Below are 14375 nucleotides of genomic sequence, written 5' to 3'. Positions count from 1 at the left end.
CGGCAATTGTCCTACTTCGCCACAGACAGAACAACTACCGCTGACTATTGTCCCAATGTCCTGCCTCTATAAAGGCCTCGATTGAGACTCGGTTATGTTTGGCCGAAGGCTTGTGTCATGATGATCCGACCGCAGGTTAGTCGTCCTCTTCCTATATGAATAGATCTTCCGCGTTGCTCCTCGCTTTTGTCTTCCTCAGCGGCTGCCAGGCCTTGGCACCCTCGTCGCCGGACGGTACGTCGCCGGTTGAAGACAGCACTCCGGCCCCTGAAAAGCCCAAGGTTTACAGCTCATTCAGCGAAGAAACCATCTTCAGCCTGTTGAGTGCCGAACTGGCTGGCCAACGCAATCGTTTCGACATTGCGCTGGACAACTACGTGACCCAGGCCATCAACACCCAGGATCCGGGCATCTCCGAGCGGGCATTTCGCATTGCCGAGTACCTGGGCGCCGATCAGGCCGCCCTGGACACCGCGCTGATCTGGGCAAAAAACGCCCCGAACGACCTCGAAGCGCAACGCGCAGCGGCCGTGCAACTGGCTCGCGCCGGTCGTTATGACGACTCCATGGTCTACATGGAAAAAGTCCTGCAAGGCAAAGGCGACACGCATTTCGACTTCCTTGCCCTGTCCGCCGCCGATACCGATCAGGACACGCGCAACGGTTTGATGAAAAGTTTCGACCGCTTGTTGCAGCGCCATCCGAAAAACAGCCAGCTGATTTTTGGCAAGGCCCTGTTGATGCAACAGGACGGCGACGCCAAAGGTGCGCTGACCCTGCTGGAAGACAATCCGCCAGACGAAGGCGAAATCGCCCCGATCCTGTTGCGCGCGCGCCTGCTGCAAGTGCTCAACCGTGGCGACGAAGCCTTGCCGCTGCTGCAAAAAAGCATCAAGAAGTACCCGGACGACAAGCGCCTGCGCCTGACTTACGCGCGGATGCTGGTTGAGCAGGACCGCATAACAGACGCCAAAGCCGAGTTTGCCAGCCTGGTTCAGCAATACCCGGAAGACGACGAGCTGCGCTACTCGCTGGCACTGGTCTGCCTGGAAGCCAAGGACTGGGACGAGGCCAAGAGCCTGCTTGAAGACCTGATCGCCCGTGAAAGCCACGTTGACTCGGCTCACCTGAACCTCGGCCGCATCGCCGAAGAGCGCAACGATCCTCAAGGTGCGCTGATCGAGTACGCCAAAGTCGGGCCGGGTAACGACTACCTGCCGGCCCAACTGCGTCAGACCGACATTCTGATCAACAACGGCAAGACCGCCGAAGCCCAACGCCGCTTGGCCGCCGAGCGCGACGAGCAGCCGGATTACGCGATTCAGCTGTACCTGATCGAAGCCGAAACCCTGTCCGCCAACAATCAGGGCGACAAGGCCTGGGCTGTCTTGGACAAAGCCTTGCAGCAGTACCCGGACGATCTGAACCTGCTGTACACCCGCGCCATGCAAGCGGAAAAACGCAACGACCTGGCGCAGATGGAAAAAGACCTGCGCCTGATCATCAAGCGCGACCCGGACAACGCCATGGCACTCAACGCGCTTGGCTACACGCTATCTGACCGCACCACGCGCTATGTCGAAGCCAAGGCTTTGATCGAACAGGCTCACCAGATCAATCCGGAAGACCCGGCGGTACTCGACAGCCTCGGCTGGGTGAACTTCCGCCTGGGTAACCTCGATGAAGCCGAGCGCTATCTGCGCCAGGCACTGGAGCGCTTCCCCGACCAGGAAGTGGCCGCCCACTTGGGTGAAGTGCTGTGGGCCAATGGCAAACAGCGCGAAGCCAAACAAGTCTGGGGCAAATTCCTCAAGGAACAACCTGACAGCCCTACCCTGCGCGGCACCATCAAGCGCCTGACCGGATCAGAGACTCTTTAAGATTATGTTTTTGCGCCACTTCATTGTTTTCAGTTTTATCGCCCTGCTCGCCGGTTGCGCGGGCTTCGGCGCTCGCGAATCCGTCGAAGGCCACGGCAACCCGGCCCAATGGCGTGAACACAAGCAGCAATTGACCGCCCTCGACGGCTGGCAGATCAACGGCAAGATCGGCATCCGCGCGCCCAAGGATTCGGGCAGCGGTACGTTGTTCTGGCTGCAACGTCAGGATTACTACGATATCCGCCTGTCCGGCCCGCTGGGTCGCGGCGCCGCACGCCTGACCGGCCGACCTGGCAAGGTTTCGCTGGAAGTGGCCAATCAGGGACGCTTTGACGCACCGAACCCGGAAATCCTGCTCGAAGAGCAACTGGGCTGGAAATTGCCAGTATCGAATCTGGCCTGGTGGGTCCGCGGGCTCCCGGCGCCAGACAGCAAAAGCAAGCTGAACCTGGATGCCGACAGCCGCCTGGCCAGCCTCGAACAAGACGGCTGGCAGGTCGAATACACCAGTTACACGCAACAAAACGGTTTCTGGCTGCCTGAAAAGATCAAGCTGCACGGCACCGACCTTGATGTCACGCTGGTGATCAAGGAATGGCAACCACGCAAGCTGGGGCAGTGAACATGACCGCTCCCCGCTTGACGCTGCCCTCGCCGGCCAAACTCAATCTGATGCTGCACATCCTCGGTCGCCGTGAAGACGGCTACCACGAGTTGCAGACGATTTTTCAGTTCCTCGATTACGGCGATGAAATCACCTTCGCCGTGCGTGACGACGGCGTGATCCAGTTGCACACCGAATTCGACGGCGTTCCGCACGACAGCAATCTGATCGTCAAGGCTGCGAAGCAACTGCAGGCGCAATCCGGTTGCGCACTCGGCATTGATATCTGGATCGAAAAAATCCTGCCCATGGGCGGCGGCATCGGCGGCGGCAGCTCCAATGCCGCGACCACATTGCTGGGTCTGAATCATCTCTGGCAATTGGGCTGGGACGAGGATCGACTGGCCGCGCTGGGCCTGAAGCTGGGCGCTGACGTTCCGGTTTTCGTGCGTGGCCACGCCGCTTTTGCCGAAGGCGTAGGGGAGAAACTGACCCCCGTAACCCCCGAAGAACCGTGGTATGTCGTGCTGGTACCGCAAGTATCTGTAAGTACAGCAGAAATTTTTTCCGATCCGCTGTTGACACGTAACTCTCCTCCCATTAAAGTGCGCCCCGTTCCCAAGGGAAACAGTCGTAATGACTGCTTGCCAGTAGTAGCAAGGCGTTATCCAGAGGTACGTAACGCATTGAATTTGTTAGGTAAATTTACCGAAGCAAAACTCACTGGCACTGGAAGTTGTGTGTTTGGGGGCTTCCCAAGCAAAGCTGAAGCTGATAAAGTCTCGGCCCTTCTTACAGAGACCCTTACAGGGTTTGTAGCAAAAGGAAGCAACGTTTCGATGTTGCATCGCAAGCTGCAAAGTCTGCTCTAAAGGAACCGATTACTGGGTAATCGTTGCAACAGATACAGGGGCGTCGCCAAGCGGTAAGGCAGCAGGTTTTGATCCTGCCATGCGTTGGTTCGAATCCAGCCGCCCCTGCCATTTTCCTATACTCATCCAGGTTACCCTCAGCCTTCAGGTACTGCGCGTGTCCAAGATGATGGTCTTTACGGGGAACGCCAACCCCGATCTGGCTCGACGTGTCGTACGTCAGCTGCATATCCCTCTCGGTGACATCTCTGTCGGTAAATTTTCCGACGGCGAAATTACAGCCGAGATCAATGAAAACGTCCGCGGTAAAGATGTCTTCATTATTCAGCCGACTTGCGCTCCGACCAACGATAACCTGATGGAACTGGTAGTGATGGCTGATGCCTTCCGCCGCTCCTCAGCTACTCGTATCACTGCTGTTATTCCTTACTTTGGTTATGCCCGTCAGGATCGCCGTCCGCGTTCCGCACGTGTGGCTATCAGCGCGAAAGTCGTTGCTGACATGCTTACCGTAGTCGGCATCGACCGTGTTCTCACGGTTGATCTGCATGCTGACCAAATCCAGGGTTTCTTCGATATTCCGGTAGATAACATCTACGGCTCCCCTGTATTGGTGGATGACATTGAAGATCAGCGCTTCGAAAACCTGATGATCGTGTCCCCGGACATTGGTGGCGTCGTGCGTGCACGTGCTGTCGCCAAATCCCTGGGCGTGGATCTCGGGATCATCGACAAACGCCGTGAGAAAGCCAATCACTCTGAAGTGATGCATATCATCGGTGATGTCGAAGGGCGTACCTGTATTCTGGTCGATGACATGGTCGATACCGCCGGCACTCTGTGCCACGCGGCAAAGGCTTTGAAAGAGCATGGCGCTGCCAAGGTTTTCGCCTACTGCACACACCCTGTGCTGTCCGGTCGGGCGATCGAAAACATCGAAAATTCCATGCTGGATGAACTGGTGGTGACTAACACCATCCCGTTGTCCGCAGCTGCACAAGCCTGCTCGCGTATCCGTCAACTGGATATCGCGCCGGTAGTTGCCGAGGCGGTCCGCCGCATCAGCAATGAAGAATCGATCAGCGCGATGTTCCGCTAAGGGCCCTGCCCTTCTCGAATGTCTCGTTGACGAAAAGCGCCCCGCCCCGGCATTCCTGTCGGGGCGGGGCTTTTTTGCCCATATCGCCTTTAGCGCTGGTCGCAAACGCTGGGGCGAATGTGGTTATTTTGGAGATACAACATGAACGATTTTACTCTGAATGCTGAAGTGCGTTCCGACCTGGGGAAAGGTGCGAGCCGCCGCCTGCGTCGTCTCGCAAGCCTGGTACCAGCTGTAGTTTACGGTGGCGAAAAAGCCCCTGAATCCATCAGCATGCTGGCTAAAGAAGTTGCCAAACTGCTCGAAAACGAAGCGGCTTACAGCCACATCATCGAGCTGAACGTTGGCGGCACCAAGCAAAATGTAATCATCAAAGCACTGCAGCGTCACCCGGCTAAAGGCCACGTGCTGCACGCTGACTTCGTACGCGTAGTCGCTGGCCAGAAACTGACCGCTATCGTGCCTGTACACTTTGTTGGTGAAGAAGCTCCGATCAAGAAAGGCGGCGAAGTTTCGCACGTTGTTTCCGAAATCGAAGTGACCTGCCTGCCAAAAGACCTGCCTGAATTCATCGAAGTTGACCTGGCTAACGCCGAAGTCGGCTCGATCATTCACTTGTCCGACCTCAAAGCCCCTAAAGGCGTTGAGTTTGTTGCTCTGGCACACGGTGATGACAAGGCTGTTGCCAACGTCCACGCCCCACGTGTTGCTCCAGAAGCTACTGAAGAAGGCGCAGCAGAGTAATTCACTCTGTGAAGCCGGAGTGATCTAGTAACATCGCGGACTGGAACGTAGCGAGAGAGCGGGCGAGAACGCGAAGTTTACTGAATGGTAAATGAGCAATTTTCGTCCACTTTCGCCGCACACACTGATTGCGGCGATGTTATCCACCACTCCAAGGAAGGGCCCCTATCGTGACTGCCATTAAACTGATCGTTGGCCTGGGAAATCCAGGCGCTGAATACGAACAGACCCGGCATAACGCAGGGGCCCTTTTTGTTGAGCGTATCGCGAACGCACAAGGGGTCAACCTTGTCGCCGATCGCAAATATTTTGGCCTGACCGGGCGCTTTTCGCATCTGGATCAGGATGTTCGTCTGCTGATTCCCACCACGTACATGAACCGTAGCGGCCAGGCCGTAGCAGCTCTGGCAGGCTTCTTCCGCATCAAGCCTGAAGAAATCCTCGTGGCGCACGACGAACTCGATCTGCCTCCGGGCGTTGCCAAGCTCAAGCAGGGCGGCGGCCATGGCGGCCACAACGGGTTGCGCGACATCATTGCGCAACTGGGCAACCAGAATACCTTTCACCGCTTGCGGCTTGGCATTGGCCACCCGGGCGTTGCCAGTATGGTTTCAAATTTCGTCCTGGGTCGTGCGCCACGCGCCGAACAGGAAAAACTCGATGCCAGCATCGACTTTGCCCTCGGCGTGCTGCCGGATATCCTCGCCGGTGAATGGAACCGCGCGATGAAAAACCTGCACAGCCAGAAGGCCTGACTCACTCCTCGGGGAAAACACCATGGGATTCAATTGCGGCATCGTCGGCCTGCCTAACGTCGGTAAGTCCACCCTATTCAACGCCCTGACCAAATCCGGGATCGCGGCCGAGAACTTCCCCTTCTGCACCATCGAGCCGAACACCGGTATCGTGCCGATGCCGGATCCACGTCTGGAAGCCCTGGCGGCCATCGTCAATCCAAAGCGCATCCTGCCGACCACCATGGAATTCGTCGACATCGCAGGCCTCGTTGCCGGCGCGTCGAAAGGTGAAGGCCTGGGCAACAAGTTCCTCGCCAACATCCGTGAAACCGATGCCATCGCCCACGTGGTCCGCTGCTTCGAAGACGAGAACGTGATTCACGTCTCCAACAGCGTCGACCCGAAACGCGACATCGAGATCATCGACCTGGAACTGATTTTCGCCGACCTCGACAGCTGCGAAAAGCAACTGCAGAAAGTCGCCCGTAACGCCAAGGGTGGCGACAAGGACGCCGTGGTCCAGAAAGGTCTGCTGGAGCAACTGATCGCTCACTTCACCCTCGGCAAGCCTGCGCGCACCCTGATGAAGAACATGGGCGCCGACGACAAGGCAGTGATTCGTGGCTTCCACCTGCTGACCACCAAGCCGGTCATGTACATCGCCAACGTCGCTGAAGACGGTTTCGAGAACAACCCGCTGCTGGACATCGTCAAGGCCATCGCCGACGAAGAAGGCGCCATGGTGGTTCCGGTCTGCAACAAGATCGAAGCCGAAATCGCCGAACTGGAAGACGGCGAAGAGAAAGACATGTTCCTCGAAGCCCTGGGCCTGGAAGAGCCTGGCCTGAACCGCGTGATCCGCGCTGGCTACGAGATGCTGCACCTGCAGACCTACTTCACCGCCGGTGTCGAAGAAGTCCGCGCCTGGACCGTCCGCGTCGGTGCCACCGCACCACAAGCCGCTGGCGTGATCCACACCGACTTCGAAAAAGGCTTCATCCGCGCCGAAGTCATCGCGTACGACGACTTCATCCAGTACAAGGGCGAAGCCGGCACCAAAGAAGCCGGCAAATGGCGTCTGGAAGGCAAGGATTACATCGTTAAAGACGGCGACGTAATGCACTTCCGCTTCAACGTCTAAGTTATTTGACGAGACACCGCCCAAGAAAAAGCCGCGTTTGACACGCGGCTTTTTTGTACCTGAAATAAATCCCTCGCCACACCAACAATCCAGTGCAGGAGTGTGTGGGATCAGGCCTTTTTGGTTCTTGGCAGGAAGATCGCCAACACACCCAACAACGGCAGGAACGAGCACAGGAAGTACACGTATTCAATGCCGTGCACATCCGCCAGATGCCCCAGCAACGCCGCACCAATCCCGCCGAAACCAAACATCAAGCCGAAGAACACCCCGGCAATCATCCCGACATTGCCCGGCACCAATTCCTGCGCGTACACCACAATCGCAGAAAACGCCGAAGCCAGGATGAAGCCGATAATCACGCTCAGGACGCTGGTCCAGAACAGGTCGACATGCGGCAGCAGCAACGTGAACGGAGCCACGCCGAGAATCGAGAACCAGATCACCGCCTTACGCCCGATCTTGTCGCCGATCGGCCCACCGAAGAACGTCCCCGCCGCGACCGCCCCCAGAAACAGGAACAGGTGCAGCTGCGAACTGGCCACCGACAGGTCGAACTTCTCGATCAGGTAGAACGTGAAGTAACTGGTGAGGCTGGACATGTAGAAGTACTTGGAGAACACCAGCATCCCGAGCACCACCAGCGCACTGATCACCCTGCCCTTCGACAAACCGTGAGTCGCCGCCTGGCCTTGCTTGAGTTTGAACAGGTTCAAGTGATTGGCGTACCAGCGGCTGATCCGGTAGAGCACGAACAGCGCGAACACAGCGAAGAGCCCGAACCAGGCCACATTGCCCTGACCGTACGGGATGATGATCGCGGCCGCGAGCAACGGCCCGAACGCCGACCCGGCATTGCCGCCGACCTGAAAGGTCGATTGCGCCAAGCCAAATCGCCCGCCCGAGGCCAGTCGCGCCACTCGAGAGGCCTCCGGGTGAAAGGTCGACGAACCGATACCGATCAGCCCCGCCGCCAACAGAATCAACGGAAAGGTGCCAACCATCGACATCATCACAATGCCGATCAGCGTACACACCGTCCCGGCGGGAAGCAGCCAGGGTTTTGGATGTCTGTCAGTGTAGTAACCGACCCACGGCTGCAACAGCGAAGCGGTCAGTTGAAAGGTCAGCGTGATCAGGCCGACCTGGGTAAAGGTCAGGCCATAGTTGGCCTTGAGCATCGGATAAATCGACGGCAGCACCGATTGGATCAGGTCGTTGATCAGGTGCGCCAGCGCCACCGCGCCGATGATGCGCATGACCAACGGGCTGCTTTGTGGAGTCGCGGGTGCCGACGTCGCGCCGGTCTGAGCGTTGCTGATAGCCATGAGAATTTCCGTACAGCGGATGGGTGCACGCAGGCAGGTGCGTCAATGTGCCATTTTTCGGTGCAAGAGCGCCATCCCCTTAGCCAGCTAACGAACTAATCTTTCATCGCCCGACAGGTGATAGCGCAACGCCATGGTCTGAATCTTGCCTTGTTTAACACCTTCAACGCGGGCCCCTTACAAAGGGGACCGAGAATGGGAAGTTTCGCTACAGAGTCGGCCTACAGAGCTGGCGAGGGTGAACTTTCGAGGCCTTTTAAAAGGGCACAAGTCGCGGTCGCAACGGCCTCGACGCACGCCGATGGTGCGTGGTGTCCAGAGGAGTCATGGGGCATGTCGTTTTTATCACCGGGGATCGGTTTGCTGGGGCGTTTTGGCTTCGCACGCAAATTTCAGCTGTTGTTTCTGCTGTTTATCCTGCCGCTGGCCGGCAGCCTGTTGATGATCGGTCAGGATTATCGCGCCAAACTCAGCCTCATCTCCGGCGAACGTGCCGGGGTCAGGCAGTTGCTCGCTCTGGATGCTCTGGATAACCTGCTCGCCGCCCAGCGTGATCGCGCGGCTCGCTGGCGTGCCACGGAAACCAATCGCCAGCCGACGCCAGCGACCCTCGCCGCGATGGGTGCATTTGATGCGGTGCAGCCTGCCGTCGCGCAAGCCACCTCAGACCTCGGCAATGCGCTGAAAGTCGAAGGCGCCGAGGGCGAAACGCTGACCCGTTATCAAGCCCTGCAAGCCGCCCTCAATGGCCTGGACTCGAAAAGCCTCAGCGGCGTTGGCTGGTGGCCGGACGGTTACGACCGTTTCACCAATGCCTTGAGCGCCTTGCAAGCCCTGCGCGAACAGATCGCCATGGACAATCGACTGACACTGGCGCCCTGGCTGGAAACCTATTTGCTGACGCAGATTTCCACCCAGCACGCGCCAGACCTGATTGAACGCGTCGGTCGCCTGGCCGCCGTCGGCCAAGCGTCCGTGGTATCGGGCCAGTTCACCCTGCAAAGTCGCCTGCAATTGCGTGACTTGCGCAGCCGTATCGGCGATGCCCGGGAGCAACTGGTAAAAACCGCCACGCTCCTGGAAGCGCGCCTGCCCAGTGCGTTGCAAAGTTGGGCCGGGCAATACCATGACAACCTCAAACACCTCGACGCGAGCCTGAAGGTGCTGGATGACGGCGTGTTCGGCGGCAGCATCAGCCTCAAGCCGGAAGAATTCGAACGCAACCTCGACGCCCTGCTCAGCGACCTTGCCGCCCTGCGTCAGCAATCGTTGATGTCGCTGGATCAGCGCCTGGATTACTACCACGACTCGGCGATTCGCCAGTTCATTTTGGTGGCGTCGATCTTTGGCTGCCTGCTGCTGGCCGCACTGTACCTATTCGTCTGTCTGCAAGCCTCGATCCGGCGCAGCGCCAGTGGTATCACGCTGTTGGCCGAAGCCCTGCGTGACGGCAATCTGAGCCTGCAAGCCCCCGTGCAGGGCCGTGACGAACTGGCGGCCATCAGCACCGCCCTGAACGTTGCCGTGGTGCAACTGCGTAACAGCTTGCAAGGGGTCGATCACGAAACCTTGCAAGTGAGCAACGCGGTGCGCACGCTCAACCATCACTCCAGCGGCGCCCTCGGCGAAGTCGAAGCGCAACAATTGCAAATCAGCCAGATCGCCGCGGCGGCCACGCAACTGGCGGCGACCTCTCAAGGGGTCGCCCAGAGTTGCGAACAGGCCTCAGGCAGCGCTCAGCACACCCAGCGCATTGCCGCCGACAGCAGCCGAGACAGTCAGCGCACCACGGCGAGCATTCAGCAGCTCAATCAGCGCTTGAACGACACTGCCGCGGCGCTAGGTCGGGTCAGTGAGCAAGGGCAACAGATTCAGCTGGTGGTCGACACTATTCGCGGAGTCGCCGAGCAAACCAACCTGTTGGCGCTCAACGCAGCTATCGAAGCGGCTCGGGCGGGTGAACAAGGTCGCGGTTTTGCCGTGGTGGCCGATGAAGTCCGCAGCCTGTCGCAACGCACCCAGTCCTCCACCGCGCAAATTGCCGGCACGGTCGACAGCCTGCGCAACACCGTGAACGAAGCGGTCAGCCTGATGGAAGCGGCCTGTAGCCAGGCGCAAAGTGACGCGCAATCGGTCACCGGCCTGGGCGAACGCCTGGGGGAAATTGCCCTCGCGGTGCAAGGCGTGACCGACACCCTGGCGCACATCGCGACCGCCGTGGAAGAACAGGCCAGCACCGCCGATGAAGTCAGCGGCAACATTCAGCAAGTCGATCAGGCGGCGGTCAGGTTGCTGGAAGGCGCACGGGCGGTGAACCTGGCGGCCGACACCTTGAGCCAGGGCAGCAAGGCCCTGAGCGCGAATACCGGGAGATTTCAGCTCAGTTGACGCCCTCCGCCGGCCCGATTTTTCGGGTCAGGAGGATAAGCAGTTGAAAGCGTAGAGAAATATTTTAGATTTACGCTTGACACATCATCGTTCCAAGCCAATAATGCGCGCCACTTGGCTACATAGCTCAGTTGGTTAGAGCATAGCATTCATAATGCTGGGGTCCGGGGTTCAAGTCCCTGTGTAGCCACCAAGTACCGATTTACAGATGTCTCAGGATGTCTATAAATCAAAACAAGAAGCCCGCCTCGTGCGGGCTTTCTTGTTTCTGGCTGTCCCTCCTTGTATCCCCCTATACCTTCCCTCCTTGTATCCCACTGTGTATCCTCGACAAATAATTGAACCGAAGGGATACAGGTCAGATGAAGCGTTCAGAGATCAAGCGCCGCCCCCTCTCCGACACCGCGTTGGCCGGGCTAGAGCCTGACACCAAGGAATATCGCGAGCTCGATGGGAACAGCCTTTATTTCCGCGTGAAAACTGACGGTCAGAAGTCCTGGCAGCTTCGATACAAGAAGCCCGATGGGAAATGGTCATGGCTTGGGCTGGGCGGTTACCCAGAGGTGAGTGGATCGGTGGCCAGGCAGAAAGCTGCCGAACTTCGCGCCGATGCTGCTGATGGCAAGAACCCGATCGTCACGAAGCAGGCACGCAAAAAAGCAGAAAGGGACACTGCCGGCGAGACATTCGAGCCGCTGGCAAGGGAGTGGTACACCTCACGACTCACCAACTGGGACGCAGGCACGTCGAAGCGGATCATGGGCGCCTTCGAGCGCCATGTTTTCCCCGTGTTCGGTAAGCGCCCCTATGCAGACATCACCCCGCTCGAATGGATGGAGTTTCTTCGAGGGATGGAGCAGCAGGGAATCCTCGAGCAGATGAGCCGGGTTCGCTCGTACTGCAGAGATGTCTATGACTTGGCCAGGGTGACCGGCCGCGCAACCCATAACCCGCTTGAAGGCCTTCAGAAATACCTCCAGTCAGGCAAGGCAGAGAATTACGCCCACGTGTCGCCGGATGAACTGCCGGGCCTGATCCGCGCCATAGCAGCTTACCCTCATGCCCACGACGTGCGCCTCGGCCTGCGACTGCTGAGCCTCTTCGCCGTGCGTCCCAGCGAGTTGCGCGAGGCACGGTGGTCAGAGTTCGATTTTGCCAAGAAGATTTGGACGATTCCTGTCGAGCGTAAAGGTCGTAAGAAAGGCCTTGAGCATCTGGTTCCGCTTTCGTCTCAGGCGATCGAGGCGCTGGAGGAGTTGCGCCAATACACCGGCAGCTATCCCCTTCTTTTCCCGGGTCGCAGCGATCACACCAAACCGCGGAGCGACACGGTGTTCCTAATGGCATTGCGTCGGATGGGATACGAAGGGCGGCAAACCGGGCATGGCTTCCGGCATATCGCCTCAACGGTGCTCAACGAAAACGGGTTCGATGAGAACCATGTCGAGGCCCAGCTTTCGCACAAAAAGCCTGGCGTCGCTGGCGTCTACAACAAGGCCCAGTACCTGCAGCAGCGCACGACGATGATGCAATGGTATGCGAACTACCTCGACGGACTAGCAGGCGGCGTGGTCGTCCAAGGTGACTTTGGCAAGAGGGCCTGAAGCGGGCCTTCCATTGCTTTCGTAGACGAATATAGACTGAAAGCGATTACTGGCCGGATGGACAGTATGCTGACGGAGTACGCCAGCACTCCACGCTCTTTCTCGTGTGACAGGGATCGAATATGAACAAGATATTCAAGATGAAAAAGTGGCTGACACTAGAAGAGGCAGCGAGGAGGCTTTCCAGCTCAGCCGAGGAGAGTATTTCTGAGGCGGACGTACTTCGTCTAGCCCTTGATGGTGAGCTCATTTTATCGGTCGATTTCGTCAATCATGCGAGAGGAAAGCCATGGGTGAGGGTGCCGCTGGAAGACGCGGAGACCTTCACATACGACCCTGCTTTCTTCGGTAATGAAGGCGCCCCCAAGGAAGTTATCGCTGGTGTTTCATTGAACGAGAATGAAGTACTGCAACCGCTGGAGACCGATACCCCAGTGATCCTTAGGGGCGTATTTGATCTGACAATGTGGGGAGCCGAGGCCCTCGACGTGGAACAAATGTATCAGGAGCTAACTGATGGCCCACCTGTTGAACTGATGAACATCGAAGGCACATTCGTAAAAGGGCAACACGGTATGTTCTTCCAACTCCTCGAAAGCTTTGAGGACAACGGATACTCACCTGGATCGAATGCGCAGTTGGCACACATTGAGACAAGAATCCTCACAGAAGAAATAGCCCCTGAACAAGCTGAAAAAATGCGCACCTTTCACAAAGAGAGGCGGATAGAATTTTTGGACAAAGCTTCAAAAAATAAGCCATTGGACAACTACTACCCAGCGAGCGGATTACCAGACTCCTGCCGGCTGGTAGTCAGAAATGAATCAATCAGGCTGCTCGAAGACAAGCTACTTGCTGAACCGAATGTTCCCCTTGATCAATCATCACAGCGATTAAAACCATCCCATTTTCTAGCTATTTCAGCCCTCCTGGATTTGCTGAAAGAGCCCGTCAAACATCCAAGGCCAAATGGTTTGAAGCAGGCTGCAATTATCGAGTCGATCCTTGAGCGGTTTGAATCTAGAGGTCTGAGCAAACGGACCTTGGAGGATATTTTCTCCGCGGCAAACAAGACAATGAAGACTCCGGACTGAATGTCGATACGGCCGTAATTGCGGTGTGCGGCACCGCACTTGCGGTGATTCAGAGTCTAGACCTGTACATGCTTATCCCGTCAAACACCTCAAACGGGATATCGTTATGCATTCAGTTCACTCTCAACCGCGACCCTCATCTGCCGTTTCGCAAAACTTCGATCCATCCATCACCCTTATCCGCATGCCGGATCTGGAAGCAATCACCGGCCTCGCTCGCCCCACCGTATACAAGCGCCTCAAAGACGATCCAACCTTCCCCCGCCCGGTACCCCTGAGCAACAGCAAGTCACGCGGTTCGCCAGTAGGCTTTGTGCTGGCCGAGGTACAGGCCTGGGTGCGCCAGCGCATCGCCCTGCGTGGGGAGGTCGCATAAATGACTGATAAAAAAATGGCCGACCAACAGGCCAGCCACGAAAATACTCACGTAGAGAATACCAGCGGAACCGCGCAACGTGCTCGCCTTTTGGAGCGCCTTAAAGCCGGCCCGATTGATACTTTCACCGCCATCCGAGAACTAAACATCGTTCGCCCTGGTGCTCGCATTAACGAGCTGCGCGCCCTAGGCCACAAGATTCTCACTCATCGTCTTGACCTGACCGACGACCAAGGCCGCAAGCATCCACGCATAGCCCTTTACTACCTCAGCACCAACCCGCCCGCCGGAGTATCCGCATGACGACTATCCCAATGTCCTGCGATGAATGGTCTATAACTTCTCTTGCCAGCAATCACGCCCGCCGGTATCGTTTCCTTTGTCACATTGCTGACAACGACCTTGGCGGGTCGAATAGTAAACGGCGCAACAGCGCCCCCATTACGATTGCAGGCGCTTTTTTTGTGCCCGCATTCTCGTGTTATGGCGGGTTGCGCAGGAGCACCTT

General features: G+C 57.6%; 13 protein-coding genes and 2 tRNA genes. 14 read left to right on the top strand and 1 reads right to left on the bottom strand.

Annotation, left to right across the window (positions count from 1 at the left end; genetic code table 11):
• Positions 1–155 precede the first annotated feature (155 nt).
• From D882_RS0126010 to ychF, 8 genes are all read left to right on the top strand, one after another.
• Entirely contained in the window at positions 156–1880 is a 1725-nt protein-coding gene (locus D882_RS0126010) for a tetratricopeptide repeat protein (RefSeq protein ID WP_027925951.1), read from the top strand.
• Positions 1881–1884: 4 nt separating this feature from the next.
• Positions 1885–2502, top strand: coding sequence for a lipoprotein insertase outer membrane protein LolB (lolB, locus tag D882_RS0126005; protein WP_027925950.1), 618 nt, complete (start codon positions 1885–1887; stop codon positions 2500–2502).
• Positions 2503–2504: 2 nt separating this feature from the next.
• A complete protein-coding gene (gene ispE, locus D882_RS0126000; RefSeq protein ID WP_027925949.1) occupies positions 2505–3356 on the top strand; it encodes a 4-(cytidine 5'-diphospho)-2-C-methyl-D-erythritol kinase in 852 nt (283 codons plus the stop codon).
• Between the two features lie 36 nt (positions 3357–3392).
• Positions 3393–3467: transfer RNA gene (locus tag D882_RS0125995), tRNA-Gln, on the top strand.
• 46 nt (positions 3468–3513) lie between these two features.
• A complete protein-coding gene (locus D882_RS0125990; RefSeq protein ID WP_003208392.1) occupies positions 3514–4455 on the top strand; it encodes a ribose-phosphate pyrophosphokinase in 942 nt (313 codons plus the stop codon).
• A gap of 141 nt (positions 4456–4596) precedes the next feature.
• Positions 4597–5199, top strand: a complete 603-nt coding sequence (locus tag D882_RS0125985; protein WP_027925948.1) for a 50S ribosomal protein L25/general stress protein Ctc — start codon at positions 4597–4599, stop codon at positions 5197–5199.
• 170 nt (positions 5200–5369) lie between these two features.
• Positions 5370–5954: an aminoacyl-tRNA hydrolase gene (gene pth / locus D882_RS0125980; protein ID WP_027925947.1), complete on the top strand. Its 585-nt coding sequence runs from the start codon at positions 5370–5372 to the stop codon at positions 5952–5954.
• 22 nt (positions 5955–5976) lie between these two features.
• Positions 5977–7077, top strand: coding sequence for a redox-regulated ATPase YchF (ychF, locus tag D882_RS0125975; RefSeq protein ID WP_027925946.1), 1101 nt, complete (start codon positions 5977–5979; stop codon positions 7075–7077).
• A 110-nt stretch (positions 7078–7187) separates the two neighbouring features.
• Here the strand turns inward: ychF and D882_RS0125970 are convergent, their stop codons facing one another.
• Positions 7188–8405 carry an MFS transporter gene (locus D882_RS0125970; RefSeq protein ID WP_027925945.1) on the bottom strand — a complete coding sequence of 406 codons (1218 nt, stop codon included), beginning with the start codon at positions 8403–8405 and terminating at the stop codon, positions 7188–7190.
• A 333-nt stretch (positions 8406–8738) separates the two neighbouring features.
• Between D882_RS0125970 and D882_RS0125965 the strand changes: the two genes are divergently transcribed.
• From D882_RS0125965 to D882_RS0125940, 6 genes are all read left to right on the top strand, one after another.
• On the top strand, positions 8739–10793 hold the full coding sequence (locus tag D882_RS0125965; RefSeq protein WP_027925944.1) for a methyl-accepting chemotaxis protein: 2055 nt from the start codon (positions 8739–8741) through the stop codon (positions 10791–10793).
• Between the two features lie 116 nt (positions 10794–10909).
• A tRNA-Met gene (locus D882_RS0125960) sits at positions 10910–10986 on the top strand.
• 169 nt (positions 10987–11155) lie between these two features.
• Positions 11156–12397 (top strand): tyrosine-type recombinase/integrase, encoded by a 1242-nt coding sequence (locus D882_RS0125955; protein ID WP_027925943.1) that lies wholly within the window; start codon positions 11156–11158, stop codon positions 12395–12397.
• 122 nt (positions 12398–12519) lie between these two features.
• Positions 12520–13491, top strand: coding sequence for a hypothetical protein (locus tag D882_RS0125950; RefSeq protein WP_027925942.1), 972 nt, complete (start codon positions 12520–12522; stop codon positions 13489–13491).
• Between the two features lie 106 nt (positions 13492–13597).
• The gene (locus tag D882_RS01000000131435; RefSeq protein WP_027925941.1) at positions 13598–13867 is read left to right on the top strand and encodes an AlpA family transcriptional regulator; all 270 of its coding nucleotides are present in this window, start codon (positions 13598–13600) and stop codon (positions 13865–13867) included.
• The gene (locus tag D882_RS0125940) at positions 13868–14170 is read left to right on the top strand and encodes a helix-turn-helix domain-containing protein (protein WP_027925940.1); all 303 of its coding nucleotides are present in this window, start codon (positions 13868–13870) and stop codon (positions 14168–14170) included.
• Positions 14171–14375: the final 205 nt, after the last annotated feature.

It is taken from the genome of Pseudomonas sp. URMO17WK12:I12 (assembly GCF_000514395.1).
Lineage (GTDB): Bacteria > Pseudomonadota > Gammaproteobacteria > Pseudomonadales > Pseudomonadaceae > Aquipseudomonas > Aquipseudomonas mucoides.
The sequence above is the reverse complement of the archived record's forward strand: the minus strand, read 5'-3'. Positions and strand labels throughout refer to the sequence as shown.

Excerpts from the sequence above, each read along its gene's own strand:
- D882_RS0126010 (WP_027925951.1), top strand. The coding sequence starts at position 156 with ATGAATAGATCTTCCGCGTTGCTCCTCGCTTTTGTCTTCCTCAGCGGC.
- lolB (WP_027925950.1), top strand. The coding sequence starts at position 1,885 with ATGTTTTTGCGCCACTTCATTGTTTTCAGTTTTATCGCCCTGCTCGCC.
- ispE (WP_027925949.1), top strand. The coding sequence starts at position 2,505 with ATGACCGCTCCCCGCTTGACGCTGCCCTCGCCGGCCAAACTCAATCTG.
- D882_RS0125985 (WP_027925948.1), top strand. The coding sequence starts at position 4,597 with ATGAACGATTTTACTCTGAATGCTGAAGTGCGTTCCGACCTGGGGAAA.
- ychF (WP_027925946.1), top strand. The coding sequence starts at position 5,977 with ATGGGATTCAATTGCGGCATCGTCGGCCTGCCTAACGTCGGTAAGTCC.
- D882_RS0125970 (WP_027925945.1), bottom strand. The coding sequence starts at position 8,405 with ATGGCTATCAGCAACGCTCAGACCGGCGCGACGTCGGCACCCGCGACT.
- D882_RS0125965 (WP_027925944.1), top strand. The coding sequence starts at position 8,739 with ATGTCGTTTTTATCACCGGGGATCGGTTTGCTGGGGCGTTTTGGCTTC.
- D882_RS0125955 (WP_027925943.1), top strand. The coding sequence starts at position 11,156 with ATGAAGCGTTCAGAGATCAAGCGCCGCCCCCTCTCCGACACCGCGTTG.
- D882_RS0125950 (WP_027925942.1), top strand. The coding sequence starts at position 12,520 with ATGAACAAGATATTCAAGATGAAAAAGTGGCTGACACTAGAAGAGGCA.
- D882_RS01000000131435 (WP_027925941.1), top strand. The coding sequence starts at position 13,598 with ATGCATTCAGTTCACTCTCAACCGCGACCCTCATCTGCCGTTTCGCAA.
- D882_RS0125940 (WP_027925940.1), top strand. The coding sequence starts at position 13,868 with ATGACTGATAAAAAAATGGCCGACCAACAGGCCAGCCACGAAAATACT.